Below are 13,789 nucleotides of genomic sequence, written 5' to 3' on the forward strand. Positions count from 1 at the left end.
TCTATAGTTTAGAAGTACTCAAAAATAAAAATAGAAAACAGTGGAGGTCTTTCGTTTGAGAAAAATCAGTAAATTCGTATTGCCGCTAATGATGTCTATTACATTGCTTAGTGGTTGTGGCGCTAACAACACTACAAATAATGCAAACCAAGGATCGACGGACGGGGCAAATGCACCGAAGGAAACGGCAGCTCCTGTAGCAGAGGGTTATGTTCCAGAGAAGCTTACTGTACAATTTGTTCCTTCTCAAAATGCAGATACGCTCGAAGCTAAAGCGAAACCTCTTGAAAAATTACTGGGTGACAAGCTCGGTATTCCTGTAGAAGTAAGTGTCTCTACTGATTACAACACCGTTATCGAAGCTATGGCCTCTAAAAAAGTGGATGTAGGTTTCCTTCCTCCAACTGCTTACGTGTTAGCTAAAGAAAAAGGAGCAGCTGAGGTTATTCTTCAGGCTCAACGTTTTGGTGTAAATGATGAAACCGGTGGTCCAACAGATGAATTAGCGGATTTCTATAAATCTATGATTATCGTCAAGAAGGATTCTGCGATCAAATCGGTTGCCGATTTGAAAGGTAAAAAAATTGCCTATCAAAACGTTACATCCTCAGCAGGTTTTGTATGGCCGGCTGCAACACTAATGGATGCAGGACTTGATCCGTTGAAGGATGTACAAGCCATTACGGTTAAAGGTCATGATCAAGGCGTGCTTGCTGTGCTGAATGGTGACGTAGATGCAGCAGCTATTTTCCAAGATGCCCGGAACACGGTCGTTAAGGATTATCCAAAAGTATTTGAAGATACTCAAGTTCTCGCCTTTACTGATAAAATTCCTAACGATACGATTTCGGTCCGTTCAGATATGAATAAAGAATGGATAGAAAAAATCCAGCAGGCATTCATTGATATCGCAGCTGACACAGAAGGCCATGAGATTATCAAAGACATTTACTCTCATGAAGGTTATGTGAAATCACAAGACAGCAACTTTGACATTGTTCGCGAATACAACAGTAAAGTAAAAACAGAGTAGAACAGGCCGTTCAAGGATACAACGATGTTGGTGTATAACAGGCATTAAGGATAGCCAGCTCCGGATTCCCCCCCGGATCTGGCTATCTCTTTTATACGAATATACGAAAACACATAAAGGGATGATTTCATGATAGAGCTTCGTAATGTATCCAAAACGTATCTAAACGGAACCAAAGGATTAAACAACATTAACCTGACCATTCCAGCCGGAGAATTTGTAGCTATTGTTGGTCTTTCGGGAGCAGGGAAGTCGACCTTGCTGCGTTCCATTAACCGGCTTCATGATATTTCCGAAGGTAATATTCTTATTAACGGGCAGTCCATCACGAATGCAAAAGGAAGCCGGCTACGAATGATCCGTAGGAATATCGGAATGATCTTTCAAAGCTTCAACTTAGTGAAACGTACGACGGTGCTTCGTAATGTTTTGGCAGGACGGGTGGGCTATCATTCCACACTGCGGACGATACTTGGCAGATTCCCACAAAAGGATATCGATTTAGCCTTCGAATCCCTTGATCGGGTAAATATCGCCGAGAAGGCCTATACACGTGCAGATCAGCTATCTGGAGGTCAGCAGCAACGTGTAGCTATTGCCCGTGTTCTTGCGCAGGAGGCACAGATTATCCTCGCAGATGAACCTGTAGCTTCACTAGATCCGCTCACAACCAAGCAGGTTATGGATGATCTAAAGAAGATTAATATGGAACTCGGGATTACAACCATTGTGAATTTGCATTTTATTGATCTGGCTAGAGAATACGCTACCCGGATTATCGGGCTCCGGGCAGGAGAGGTTGTCTTCGATGGTCCTGTATCAGAGGCAACCGATGAGAGGTTTGCTGAGATTTACGGCAGACCGATTCATCAGGATGAGTTGTTAGGTGAGCCTGTACTCGGAGGCGTGTGAGATGAGTGTGAATGCAGAGAAGCTACATCCCAAACCGCCAAGGAAGATAAAACATTATTTCACAGCCATTATATTAGTAGTATTACTGTGGAGAAGTGCGGTCTTGACCGATTCATCCATTGGAGAGCTGATCTCCGGTCTGCCGAATATGCTTGATTTGCTTAAGGAAATGTTTCCCCCGAACTGGGGGTATTTTGACAACATTATAGATGCGATGCTGGAGACGATCCGGATGGCGCTGGTTGGCACAACGTTTGGTGCCATTCTTGCGGTTCCGGTTGCGCTGTTGTGTGCAAGCAATATTACGCAAAGCCGTTGGCTTCATTATCCGGTTCGTATGCTGCTGAACCTGATCCGTACGATTCCCGATCTGCTGTTGGCTTCTATCTTTGTGGCTATTTTCGGCCTCGGTGCGCTTCCTGGGATATTTGCATTGACGATATTTTCGTTGGGGCTGATCGCTAAGCTTACCTATGAAACGATGGAGACGATTGATCAAGGACCTTTGGAAGCAATGACTTCAGTGGGGGCTAATAAGATTCAACGCATTATGTTCGGAGTCATTCCACAGGTACAGGCTCATTTTATGTCTTATGTCCTATATGCCTTCGAGATTAATGTTCGTGCTGCGGCGGTTTTAGGTCTGGTAGGAGCGGGTGGGATCGGCCACTATTATGAAGTTACCCTAGGCTTTTTGGAATACGATAAGACTTGCACCATCATCTTGTTCACATTAGCAGTAGTACTGATTATTGATTATGTAAGCACTAAGCTGCGGGAGAAATTAATATGAGTAAATCATGGAATACCCTTGTCCCTAAACCCCGTAAAAATCGTTTTCGTTGGCTGATTTATGTAGCCCTAGCCGCGTTATATATTTGGGCTTTTTCGGGAGTGCCGTTTAATGGATTCAAAGAAACCGCCGGGATCATTACTAAAGCAATTTTTGCCGGGATATTCTCACCTGACTGGGCCTTCGTTTATTTACCAGATGGGGAGGATCTCCTGCGGGGATTGCTCGAGACGTTAGCTATTTCAATCCTAGGCACTTTTATCTCGACCTTTTTATGTATTCCTTTTGCATTTTGGGCTGCAGTTAACATGAGCAAGGGAAAGGTAATTTCAGGTTCCGGCAAGCTGATGTTGAGCTTTATACGAACCTTCCCTGAGATTATTATGGCTTTGTTATTTATCAAGGCTGTTGGACCGGGTTCTTTTGCAGGTGTGCTGGCTCTGGGACTACATTCGGTGGGCATGCTCGGCAAATTGTTCGCGGATGAGATTGAGAATATCGACAACGGTCCACTCGAAGCTTTAATTTCTTCTGGTGCCAGCCGCATGCAGGTATTGTGGTTTGCGGTGTTGCCGCAGGTGCTGCCGGGATTCTTATCCTATACCTTATATAGATTCGAAATTAACGTTCGTTCGGCTACGATTCTAGGTGTGATTGGAGCAGGGGGGATCGGCACACCGTTAATCTTCGCGCTCAGTTCACGGAATTGGGACCGCGTGGGGATTATACTGCTAGGTATCATTGCGATGATCACAATTATTGATTTGATTTCCGGCAAGATCCGGAAGAAGCTGGTGTAACCGAGTTGCATAATGATATGTGAGACAAAGACCTCCTTAGGGTATGAACCGAACCTAGGGGAGGTCTTTTATGATATGATCCATACTATATTGGACCATTCGAAAATGTATGAAAAAGTAATAATTATTTTTTCTGAAACATATGTTGGTCTATCCGACTTGTACCAAAGGAGTTGAAGGTTTGGAATCTGCGCTTATTGGCAGCTTTGTATCGGCAATGGCTACCGTTCTTGGAGCATTTCCGATCCTGTTCGTGAAGAGGTTATCCGAGAAGTGGAAAGATATCCTCGTAGCCTTCACTGCGGGGATTATGGTGTCCGCCTCCACGTTTGGACTCATGCCGCAATCGATCAAAGAATCGGGGATTATCGCTTTAACCTTGGGCTTGATTACCGGAGTGCTGCTGCTTGATTTAATTGAAAATAACATCCCGCATATCGATGTGGAGAATAAGCCCGGTTATACCAATATGGATTCAAAAGCGCTGCTTGTTATGATTGCGCTGTTCATCCACAACATACCAGAAGGCCTCAGTACAGGTTTCAGTTATGCCAGCGAACAGGCCAGTTTAGGTCCTACCGTGGCGATTGCCATTGGCGCACAGAATATGCCGGAAGGTTTGATTCTTGCGGTCTTTCTGATGAATTCGCGAACTAGCAAGCTAAAAGCCTTAGGAATCGTTACACTTACCGGCTTGATGGAGATGGTATCTGCGGTGATCGGGTATTTTACTGCTAGTTACCTGCATAATGTTGTGGGTTATGGTCTAGCTTTTGCAGCCGGGGCTATGCTCTTTATCGTTTACAAGGAGCTGATTCCGGAGAGTCATGGCCATGGTTATGAGCGGCCTTCGACGTATTCGTTTATTTTTGGATTATTGATCATGGTGTACATCACGCAGATATTTGGGTGAGCAAATAGAACTCTAATCTATAAAAAAGAAGACCAATGAAATGCCAGAGCAGCTTTAAGCTGCCTGACCTCATTGGTCTTTGTCTTGTTATAACTAAGCTTTATCCCCGCAGAATTGCCTCAATTTGCTCTAGTTCTTCAGCGCTAAGCTCTGGGGCATTTAAGGAAGCGACGGCATCTTCAATCTGGCTTACCTTACTTGCGCCGATCAATGCAGAAGTTACTTTGCCTCCACGGAGTACCCAAGATAACGCTAGCTGAGACATTTTTTGTCCACGTGCAGCAGCAACCTCGTTCAGTTTGCGAACCTTGCCGATCGCCTCTTCAGTAATGGCATTCTCAGACAGGAATACACTTGGACCAGCGGCACGGGAATCAGGAGCGATTCCGTTTAGATAGCGATCGGTCAGTATGCCCCCTTGTAGCGGGGAGAACACAATGGAGCCGATGCCTTCTTCAGACAATACATCCTGCAAGCCATCTTCAATCCAGCGGGACATCATGGAATAGTTTGGCTGATGAATCAGGCATGGCGTGCCTAGTCGACGCAGAATTTGTGCCGCTTCGCGTGTTTGTTCAGGTCCGTAATTCGAAATCCCGACATACAGCGCTTTACCTTGGCGTACCACGAGGTCCAGCGCAGCCATGGTTTCTTCCAGTGGTGTATTTGGATCTGGGCGGTGGTGATAGAAAATATCAACATAATCCAGTCCCATACGTTTTAAGCTTTGATCTAGGCTGGAGACGAGATATTTTTTGGAGCCCCATTCACCATAAGGACCAGCCCACATATAATAACCAGCTTTAGTAGAGATAACCATCTCATCACGATAAGGGGTCAGATCCTTTTTAAGAATTTGGCCAAAACTTTCTTCGGCGGAGCCTGCGGGTGGACCGTAATTATTGGCAAGGTCAAAATGAGTGATTCCTAGATCAAAAGCTCTTCTTACCATGGCGCGGCCATTCTCAAATAAGTCGTTGCCGCCAAAGTTATGCCATAGACCAAGCGAGATCGCTGGCAGGAGTAGACCGCTCTTTCCGGTGCGATTATATTTCATATTGTCATATCTGGTAGCGCTTGCGTTATACATGATTTATTCCTCCTATAAACACTTATTACTTAGTACGTTACGTCCTTATTGTAGCGAAAGATCGCGGACAAACGTATGTCAGCAAGGAAGAAGTTTATAGTACAATGTCATTTTCGAGATGACGGCTACGGTATTCTTTTGGCGAACAACCTTTCACCTTCTTGAACATCCGCGAAAAGAGTAAGGGGTCCTGATAGCCCACAGAACGTGAGATTTCACCAATCGTGCATAAGGTCTCTGTCAGCAGCTCGCACGCCTTAGCGATGCGGAAATTTAATAAATACTGCTGGGGTGGCATACCTATTGTCCGTTTGAACAAGGAGGATAAATATTTGCGATCCAGCTTGAGCGAAGAGGACATCATCTCAACCGAAATATTTTCACAATAATGTGTATGCAAAAAGTGCAGGCATTGCTCGACGTAAATACTCTTTTGACGTGGTAAAGGAAGTACATCTGGAACTGCTGGCACCGCTCGAAGTAACAGAGAAAAGAACTCATACATAATTGCTTTTAGAGGTAGATCCAGACTGTCCGAAGCTTCAGCTGCTTGTGTCAGGAGCTCGTATAAATTCGGCATAAGCTGTTCATCCATTGGAAAGATCGGGTGCTCAGGTGACAAGGCGGTTTTGGCCAAAATATAATCAACCTGCTCCCCGGTAAAAGCTACCCAAGAATAGGCCCATGGATTTGCTATGTCTGCTGTGTAGGCAGTTACGATATGCGGATAGGTGAGAAAAGCTTGTCCTGGCTTAAGATAATGGGTCTGTTCACCCACAGTAACTTCACCTGTTCCTGCATGGATAAAATGTATTTTATATACGTCACGGACCCCAGGTCCAAAAAAATGTCCGGGAAGACACTGCTCCCGCCCCCAGTAATGGAGATGCAGGTCGGGATTGCCTCGGAAGGGACGCTCAGAATTATAGTTAAATATCGCCATGGATGATTCCTTCTCTTTCTTCTATAGAGTTAATCAAGGTAGTTGTACCCGCTTACTTTTATTATACAGCATATTTTAGAAGGAATATTAACTCGGAATTGCAGACAATTCAAAGATCGTAGTTTATCCCTGTCCAGTTTGGTTAAGTAAGCTATGAAGCTGAACGTATGAGCTAACTACATCAATAGGAGGTAATGGAGATGAATAAGAGAATAGTGGGTGTCTTTGCTGCCGAATACGAAGCTTCGCGAGCTATTGAGGAGTTGAAGCGTCAGGGCTGTAGGACAGAGGATATTTCGATTATCGCGAGAAATAAAGCGGACGAGGAAACTCTTAGAGACGAGTCAGGAACCGTGGCCCCGGAGGGTATGGCTACAGGTGCAGCTACTGGTGGTCTGCTGGGTGGAGTAACGGGGCTGCTGATGGGAATTGGCGCTTTGGCTATTCCTGGTATTGGACCTATTATTGCAGCCGGACCTCTTGCGGCAACACTAGCCGGAGCGGCGATAGGCGCAGGCAGTGGCGGGTTAGTCGGCGGACTTATTGGCCTTGGCATCCCTGAAGAGGAAGCAGAGAGCTACGATAATTACGTGGATGAAGGTCATATTCTAGTAATGGTGGATGTGGAAGGCGAGCAGAAGGAGCAAGAAGTGAAACAAATCTTCGCAAAGTATAACAGCCTGAACGCAGAACGCTTTGAGAAAGTTGCTAATATAGATCCATTAGCGAGTGAACGTATTGGAAATAAATAAGAAGCAATTAGCATTCAGTGTAAAAAAACAAAACAGGCTATCTCACTAGCAAAGGATACTGCTAGTGAGATAGCCTGTTTTTTGCGGTTTTATAGAGAGACAGCATTTTGTCTAACAGTCTGCGCAGCCGGTATTTCTTTTCCTGGCAGGAAATGAATGCTGCGAATATAGCGGATTGTCCGGCTCTGTGCCCGCATGATTACCGAATGTGTCTCCGCGCGTTCTTTGCCGATAAAACGGACACCGTTCAGGAATTCACCTGACGTTACACCCGTGGCGGCAAAGAGGACGTCGCCCGTGCCAACCATGTCTTCCATGTGTAGCACTCGCGTTGGATTGGCAATTCCCATGCGTACACAGCGCTGTAGCTCTACTGGTCCATCCGGGAGCAATCTGCCCTGCATTTCACCACCAAGGCATTTCAGTGCAGCGGCAGCAAGAACACCTTCGGGTGCTCCACCGGAACCCATATATAAATCGACATCGCTGTCTGGCAGTGCAGCCGCAATAGCGCCAGCGACATCTCCGTGACCAAGCAGCTTTATTCGTACCCCGGCTTCACGCAGGCTATTAATCAGCTGCTCATGCCGTTTGCGATCCAGCACCATTACGGTTAACTCGGAGAGGGATTTGCCAGTGTAATGGCAGGCTTTTTGCAGAGTGATCTCTACAGGGTCCTCGAGTCTAAGCTTACCGGCAAGCTCGGGCCCGCAGGCTAACTTCTCCATATAAATGTCCGGGGCATGCAGCAGGCTGCCTTTATCTGCTATAGCAATAACAGATTGCGCATTATGCAGGCCGCAGGCAACAACCTCAGTTCCTTCGAGAGGATCGACGGCTACATCGACAGCGGGACCTTTTTGGTTCCCGACTTTCTCACCAATATAGAGCATTGGAGCATGATCCATCTCTCCTTCACCTATCACAACAGTTCCGTCGATGGACACAGAATCGAACATGGAACGGATCGCAGTCGTGGCTGCATCATCTGCCGCATTTTTATCGCCTCGCCCAATCCAACGAGCCGAGGATAAAGCACCTAGTTCAGTTACCCGTACAATCTCAAGGGCCAGTTCGCGCTCCATTCTAATTCCCTCCAGTGCATTCTATATATTTTGTATACTGAAATTTAGATATAACCCATAATAATACCAGCGGTTTCTTCTATAGCCTTGTCAGTAATATCAATTACAGGACAGCCCAGCTTGTTGAACAATGAAGCGGCGTATTCCATCTCTTCGGTGATCCGCTCCAGACTTGCATATTGGGAACCTGTTGGTAATCCGAGAACCTTAAGCCGCTCAGAGCGGACCTTCAGCATGTACTCGGGTTTCATGGTTAATCCGATAAGCCGGTTCGGCGGCAAGCTTAATAGTTCTTGCGGAGGACCAATCTCCGGGATAATTGGATAGTTAACGACTTTTTTTCCTCTATGGGCCAAAAAGATGCTAAGCGGTGTCTTTGAAGTACGGGACATGCCCAGCAGAACGATATCGGCTTTGAGCATGGCACCCAGATCACGGCCGTCATCACAGGCGACGGTGAATTCTATAGCTTCTATGCGGCGGAAATAATTCTCGTCGAGCTGGTGGAGAAGACCTGGCCGCTGCTGAGGAGCATCGTCGAAGGTATCAATGAAGGCCTGCATCATAGGGCCCATGATATCAACGATCCGCAAATCAAGACGTACCGCTTCCTCGCGGATCATTTCCCTTAATTCTGGCTGCACTAATGTATAGGCGACAAAACCTTGATGCTGAGCTGCTTCTTCCATAAGCTTGCGTAGCTCGTCTTCATGCCTAATATTGCCGTATCTTTTAATGGTGACCTGCTGATTCTGAAATTGGTGAATAACGGCCTGCACGACAGCTTCTGCCGTATCTCCTATAGAATCCGAGCATATCGTTATTAAGTTGGAAGATTGCTCGATGCTCATGGGTTCCTCCTGTTATCCTTTGGCTTCAAGTTCGAGGAGAAGTTTGATGATGGAGGTTTTTGTTAAACGTCCTACCACATCCAGTTTTGTACCGCCGTCTTCAGCGGCGCTGGGAACAACCACCGGCAAACTGTCTACCTCGTGAAAAATCATCTTATGTGCAGCTTCAAGCACCGGTTCATCCGGTGAAGTTGTGACCACTTTGGGCTGGCGCGTCATAACCATGCTTACGGGCATGGAGACTGCACCGGGGTTACCCAAGGTTACCTTTAAGAAATCCTTACGTGAAGCAACGCCCGTGAGTTTACCCTCTTCGTCACAGATAATAAGAGTACCTACATCCTGTAGAAAAAGCGTAACTACGGCATCTTGAATAGTTGTGGTCTCACGGATAACTATAGGTACACTTTGAATTTCTTTGACCATTGTTTCCTGCAGCAGATAACCGCTTCCCTGACGACTGGATGATTTCAATCCTGGGAAGTACCCGACCTTCGGCTTGGCGTCGATATATTTGAGCATAACCAAAACAGACAGATCCGAGCGAATTGTTGGCCGGGTAAGATTCAAACTTTCGGCAATCTGTTCGCCGGTAATCGGAGCTCTTTTGTTAACGATATCGATAATCTCTATTTGACGTGATGTCAGTTCGATCACAATTCCCTCCACTTCCGATAAAAAAGGCATTCCTCTTTAGAAAAGAAGCGCCGTTAAGCGAATCCTCCTTTCATATATGAGTCATATTTAGCTGTGTTTAATTTAACTTGTTTATATAATACGCAATAGTGGTCATAAATGCAATATATAGTACGTCATATATTTGATTTTTTTAACGCAACAGTGTTGATCTTCTTTTTTTGCAGTAATTGCTTTAAAGCATCAGCATTCACTAGGATCGTTCCGGCAATGATGGTGAACACTCCAAGAATTGTAATCCAAGATACGGACTCCTTGTAAAAGAAAAAGCCTACACCCACGGCAATCGGTGGAGAAATATAAAGCCAGGTAGAAGGAAACACTGGGTTGGTCTTAGCTACGAGCCAGTAGAACAAGGTATGGCCGACCATGGAGCCGATAACTGTGAGATAGAGCAGTGAACCTGCTGTCTCGAATGAGAAGAGAAATGCAGGATGTACTTTTTCCGTGGCAAAAGAAAGAATGAATAACAGCGCACCGCCATACATCATTTGAGCCGCATTCAGCGCAATCGGTGAGACCTCAGGCATACTGTTAATTACTTTTTTGGAGTAAATCGCACCTACAGCATAGCAACACTCTCCAATTAGGACTACGGCGCAACCGATGAGCCACAGTGGTGAAATATCAACGGCGAGATTGGGGAGAACCAGCAGCAGTACGCCAGTGAAGCCGATGATGCAGCCATATAGGGAGATGGCGGGTGCTTTTTGCCGAAGAATAGAGGTTTGGAGCAGCAGGATCATGATCGGTCCAGTGGCAGAGAGTACAGCTGCAAGCCCTGAAGAAACATATTGTTCAGCCCAGTAGAGACCCGCGAAGGTGCCGAAGGTTAGAGCAGACCCGGTGAACAACATTTCTTTGCGCAACAGCAAGGAGAAGCTGGCTTTTCGTTTCCAGACCATCCATAGGAATAGAACAGCGCCTGCGACAAAAAATCTTAAGCCCGCTGAAAAGAAAGGAGGCGCACCGGCATCTACGCCGATTTTGATAGCTAGAAAGGTCGTGCCGAAGATCAGACATACAAGTGCATAAGCAAATAAGATCATTTTGAAAGTCCCCTTTTGTGTGCTTTATAAAATATAAGAATTTATAAGCTGGCATTTTGTTAATCATATAGGGGAGAGGACAGAACAGATTGCCTTGTGTAGAACAGATTAATTCGGAAATCGTGTACAATATGATTACAAGGTTGTTCGGAGAGGAGTTGTAGCCAGATGAAAAAGGTTGTGGGAGCGGAGCATAATCATCCTTTGTTTCGGCAGGTCTATGAATTTCTATTAAATCGCATGGAGCGAGGGGAGTGGGTCGCACATGATAAGCTTCCTTCTATACGGCTGCTGGCGGAGGAGCTTAAGGTACATCGACTGACCGTATTCAAAGCGTACAGACGGTTGACGGAGGATGGAAAGGTTTATGTAAAAGATAAATCAGGATATTACGTGGCACCCATAATCTCGCTTCCTGCTATTGAAGTAGGAGCCGCAGTATCGGCTTATGCGCTCACTAATCCGCTGTCTGATATTCAGAGAGTGCCAGTTAAGTATCAGTTCTCGCAGGCGCTGATTGATCCGGGGCTGCTGCCGAATCTTTTTCTATCTGACTATGTCAAAAAAGTGTTCGATCTATATCCCAAGGTAATGGGAACGTATGCCTCGGTCCAGGGGGATAACGAGCTGCGTGAGACGTTAAGCCACCACTTTCGGAAGCAACATCGGCTGCAGTTAACTTCGGAAGAGCTGCTTATTACCTCGGGTGCGCAGCAGGCGATCAATCTGATTGCCCGGATTGTGCTTGGTCCTCTGGATACGGTGCTTGTGGAGCGGCCTACTTATAGTGTTGCTATGGATATTTTTCGCCGGGAGGGGGCACGGTTGGTTCCGGTAGAGATCACTCCGGAGGGATATGATCTGGAGGAAGTAGAAGCTTTGATGAAAAAGCATAAACCGCGTATGTTCTACATTAATCCAACGCATCACAATCCAACTGGATACACGGTGCCTGTGCAACAGCGCAAGCTGTTGGTAGAACTGGCCGAACGTTATCGCTGTTTACTGGTGGAGGATGACCCGTTCCGCGATATGTATTTTGATGAGGAGCCGCCGCCGCCCTTTTTTGCTTATGATACGGAGGGGTGGGTGATCTATATCAGCAGCTTCAGTAAATATGTAGCCCCTGGCTTACGAATCTGTGCGGTGGCCTGCCGATATCCATTTATGGAGCGTCTAATCACGGCTAAATCACTCGCAGACAATGGCACTCCGCTGCTGAATCAAAAAATATTTCTACATTACTACACCTCCCCACGCTTGCAACAGCATCTCGGTAAGCTGCGTATTGCGCTTCAAGTGCATAAGGAAATTGTAGAAGAGGAGCTGGCGGGGACTGGCTGGGAATGGACGACTCCGCAAGGCGGATTAAATCTATGGGTGAAACTACCGGAGCATCTTACGATGGATCGCCTGTTTGCTTCAAGTATGGCGCAGTCGATCGCTTTTGTTCCTGGGGAGTTATTTGATCCACTGGGGGAAATGAAGTCAAGGCTTCGCCTAAGTTATTCCTTTGCAAGCGAAGGGGTGCTGCGCGAAGGAATACAGCGTTTGATTGGGATCGCGCACAGTCTGTGAGTGGTACAGCAGGTATGGGGGATTAAAGAAGAGGATATGAGGAATTGCTACCGGATAAACTTGTATCACTTGTTTGGGAATTCCTGTAACACTTTCCACATTTGCTCCGTCTGTAAGGTAAAGAAGGGGGTTATCAAAGTGCGAAAGATCAATTTCCGAAAGATCAATTTCCGAAGTCCAATGATGATATTTCTAGGTGTCCTATTAATATTTACGGCTTTGCTGACGGTACGGCCCTCGGTCACTTACGCCTGTTCCTGTGTTATGCCTGCGGAGCCACTGGAAGCTCTTGAGAAAAGTACAGCTGTTTTTGTCGGGAAAGTAGTGGATATGAAGGAGCCGTCACAGGGGAACATAATTTCTTCTGCTGATCCAGTAAAGGTAACCTTTGAGGTGGATTCCAGCTGGAAAGGGGTCAAGGGGAATCAAGTTACATTAACTACGGCTTTATCTTCTGCAAGCTGCGGCTTTGAATTTGTGGAAGGGGAAAGTTACATTGTCTATGCTTATGCTAGAGACGGCGGAGACTCTGGTAATCTGGAGGCTAGTTTATGCAGTCGAACTAAGCGGCTAACCGCTGACTCAGTGGATCTAAAAGAGCTGGGACCGGGTATTTCGCCTACAACGCCTACCGCTTCTCCGGAGGTAACCCCGAATAATTCACCGGAGTCAGAAGCTGGGAATAATGAGCCTGATCAAACGGGGAACCCGGCTGGGGACAGTGATTCCTTTCCACTTGTTAATGTGGGGATTAGTGGAATAATTATCGTTCTAGTAGCTATAGCTGGGGCTGTTCTATACCGTCGTAGAAATGATGGAACGCGCAAAAAATGACTCTAACTGTAGAGTCACGTCATGTAATGTAATGGTGGGATCAAGTTAGGACGTAAGAATATATAAGGGGTTGTGATAAAATAAGCGGTCGCTCGGGATAAACATCCGAGCGACCGCTTATTTGTTTGAGATGACCTTGAGTAACTGGTGTTGGGCTGTGTTGGTGGACCAGTGGTGGAGTATGTTGGTGGGCGAAAAAGGTACTGATGCTAATGCTGGTGTGTGCTGAAGGGCGGCGTAGGTCTAGAGTTGGTATGTGTGAAAGGGCGATGCAGGTCTAGTGCTGGTGCTGGTGCTGGTGCTGGTGCTGGTGCTCAAGTGTAGCTCGGAATCATCTAGAATCAATAATTAGGGAAATCCTCCCTGATTTTATCGTGTTTTACTCATTAATAGCGATAATTGGGGAATTCCTCCCTAAAATTCTGCGGAAATTGCCCTTTTTGCCTATAATCGGCTAATT

The 13,789-nt window shown here is 46.2% G+C and carries 14 protein-coding genes; 8 read left to right on the top strand and 6 right to left on the bottom strand.

Going from position 1 to position 13,789, the window contains the following annotated elements; all coding sequences use genetic code 11:
* Window positions 1-55: 55 nt before the first annotated feature.
* The 5 genes from MHI32_RS05400 to MHI32_RS05420 all read left to right on the top strand — a co-directional run bounded on the left by MHI32_RS05400 (window position 56) and on the right by MHI32_RS05420 (window position 4,451).
* Complete coding sequence (locus MHI32_RS05400) at window positions 56-1,033, top strand: phosphate/phosphite/phosphonate ABC transporter substrate-binding protein (protein ID WP_038568963.1); 978 nt, start codon at window positions 56-58, stop codon at window positions 1,031-1,033.
* A gap of 129 nt (window positions 1,034-1,162) precedes the next feature.
* Window positions 1,163-1,945 carry a phosphonate ABC transporter ATP-binding protein gene (gene phnC, locus MHI32_RS05405; protein ID WP_038568965.1) on the top strand — a complete coding sequence of 261 codons (783 nt, stop codon included), beginning with the start codon at window positions 1,163-1,165 and terminating at the stop codon, window positions 1,943-1,945.
* Between the two features lies 1 nt (window position 1,946).
* The gene (gene phnE / locus MHI32_RS05410) at window positions 1,947-2,738 is read left to right on the top strand and encodes a phosphonate ABC transporter, permease protein PhnE (protein ID WP_340012000.1); all 792 of its coding nucleotides are present in this window, start codon (window positions 1,947-1,949) and stop codon (window positions 2,736-2,738) included.
* Entirely contained in the window at window positions 2,735-3,538 is an 804-nt protein-coding gene (gene phnE, locus MHI32_RS05415; protein WP_036676480.1) for a phosphonate ABC transporter, permease protein PhnE, read from the top strand. The genes phnE (MHI32_RS05410) and phnE (MHI32_RS05415) overlap by 4 nt, the downstream gene beginning before the upstream one ends.
* Window positions 3,539-3,719: 181 nt before the next feature.
* Window positions 3,720-4,451 carry a ZIP family metal transporter gene (locus tag MHI32_RS05420; protein WP_036676473.1) on the top strand — a complete coding sequence of 244 codons (732 nt, stop codon included), beginning with the start codon at window positions 3,720-3,722 and terminating at the stop codon, window positions 4,449-4,451.
* Between the two features lie 100 nt (window positions 4,452-4,551).
* On the opposite strand, the gene MHI32_RS05425 is transcribed toward MHI32_RS05420, so the two are convergent.
* Entirely contained in the window at window positions 4,552-5,544 is a 993-nt protein-coding gene (locus MHI32_RS05425; protein WP_076130623.1) for an aldo/keto reductase, read from the bottom strand.
* Window positions 5,545-5,635: 91 nt separating this feature from the next.
* Complete coding sequence (locus tag MHI32_RS05430) at window positions 5,636-6,484, bottom strand: AraC family transcriptional regulator (RefSeq protein ID WP_076130624.1); 849 nt, start codon at window positions 6,482-6,484, stop codon at window positions 5,636-5,638.
* A 200-nt stretch (window positions 6,485-6,684) separates the two neighbouring features.
* On the opposite strand from MHI32_RS05430, the gene MHI32_RS05435 reads away from it, so the two are divergent.
* Complete coding sequence (locus tag MHI32_RS05435; protein ID WP_038568969.1) at window positions 6,685-7,236, top strand: general stress protein; 552 nt, start codon at window positions 6,685-6,687, stop codon at window positions 7,234-7,236.
* 89 nt (window positions 7,237-7,325) lie between these two features.
* Here the strand turns inward: MHI32_RS05435 and glpX are convergent, their stop codons facing one another.
* The 4 genes from glpX to MHI32_RS05455 all read right to left on the bottom strand — a co-directional run bounded on the left by glpX (window position 7,326) and on the right by MHI32_RS05455 (window position 10,917).
* On the bottom strand, window positions 7,326-8,321 hold the full coding sequence (glpX, locus tag MHI32_RS05440; protein ID WP_340012001.1) for a class II fructose-bisphosphatase: 996 nt from the start codon (window positions 8,319-8,321) through the stop codon (window positions 7,326-7,328).
* Between the two features lie 44 nt (window positions 8,322-8,365).
* Window positions 8,366-9,166, bottom strand: coding sequence for a pyruvate, water dikinase regulatory protein (locus MHI32_RS05445; RefSeq protein WP_080742671.1), 801 nt, complete (start codon window positions 9,164-9,166; stop codon window positions 8,366-8,368).
* 18 nt (window positions 9,167-9,184) lie between these two features.
* The gene (locus tag MHI32_RS05450) at window positions 9,185-9,829 is read right to left on the bottom strand and encodes a helix-turn-helix transcriptional regulator (RefSeq protein WP_081383827.1); all 645 of its coding nucleotides are present in this window, start codon (window positions 9,827-9,829) and stop codon (window positions 9,185-9,187) included.
* 155 nt (window positions 9,830-9,984) lie between these two features.
* Entirely contained in the window at window positions 9,985-10,917 is a 933-nt protein-coding gene (locus MHI32_RS05455; RefSeq protein ID WP_076130627.1) for an EamA family transporter, read from the bottom strand.
* A gap of 168 nt (window positions 10,918-11,085) precedes the next feature.
* Here MHI32_RS05455 and MHI32_RS05460 point away from each other — a divergent pair, with 168 nt between their 5' ends.
* Together MHI32_RS05460 and MHI32_RS05465 are read left to right on the top strand one after the other, a co-directional pair.
* Complete coding sequence (locus tag MHI32_RS05460) at window positions 11,086-12,495, top strand: PLP-dependent aminotransferase family protein (protein WP_076130628.1); 1,410 nt, start codon at window positions 11,086-11,088, stop codon at window positions 12,493-12,495.
* 138 nt (window positions 12,496-12,633) lie between these two features.
* Complete coding sequence (locus tag MHI32_RS05465; RefSeq protein WP_076280461.1) at window positions 12,634-13,329, top strand: hypothetical protein; 696 nt, start codon at window positions 12,634-12,636, stop codon at window positions 13,327-13,329.
* Window positions 13,330-13,789: the final 460 nt, after the last annotated feature.

Origin of the sequence: Paenibacillus sp. FSL H7-0690, from assembly GCF_037980415.1 — a bacterium.
Classification (GTDB): Bacteria; Bacillota; Bacilli; order Paenibacillales; family Paenibacillaceae; genus Paenibacillus_AQ; species Paenibacillus_AQ odorifer.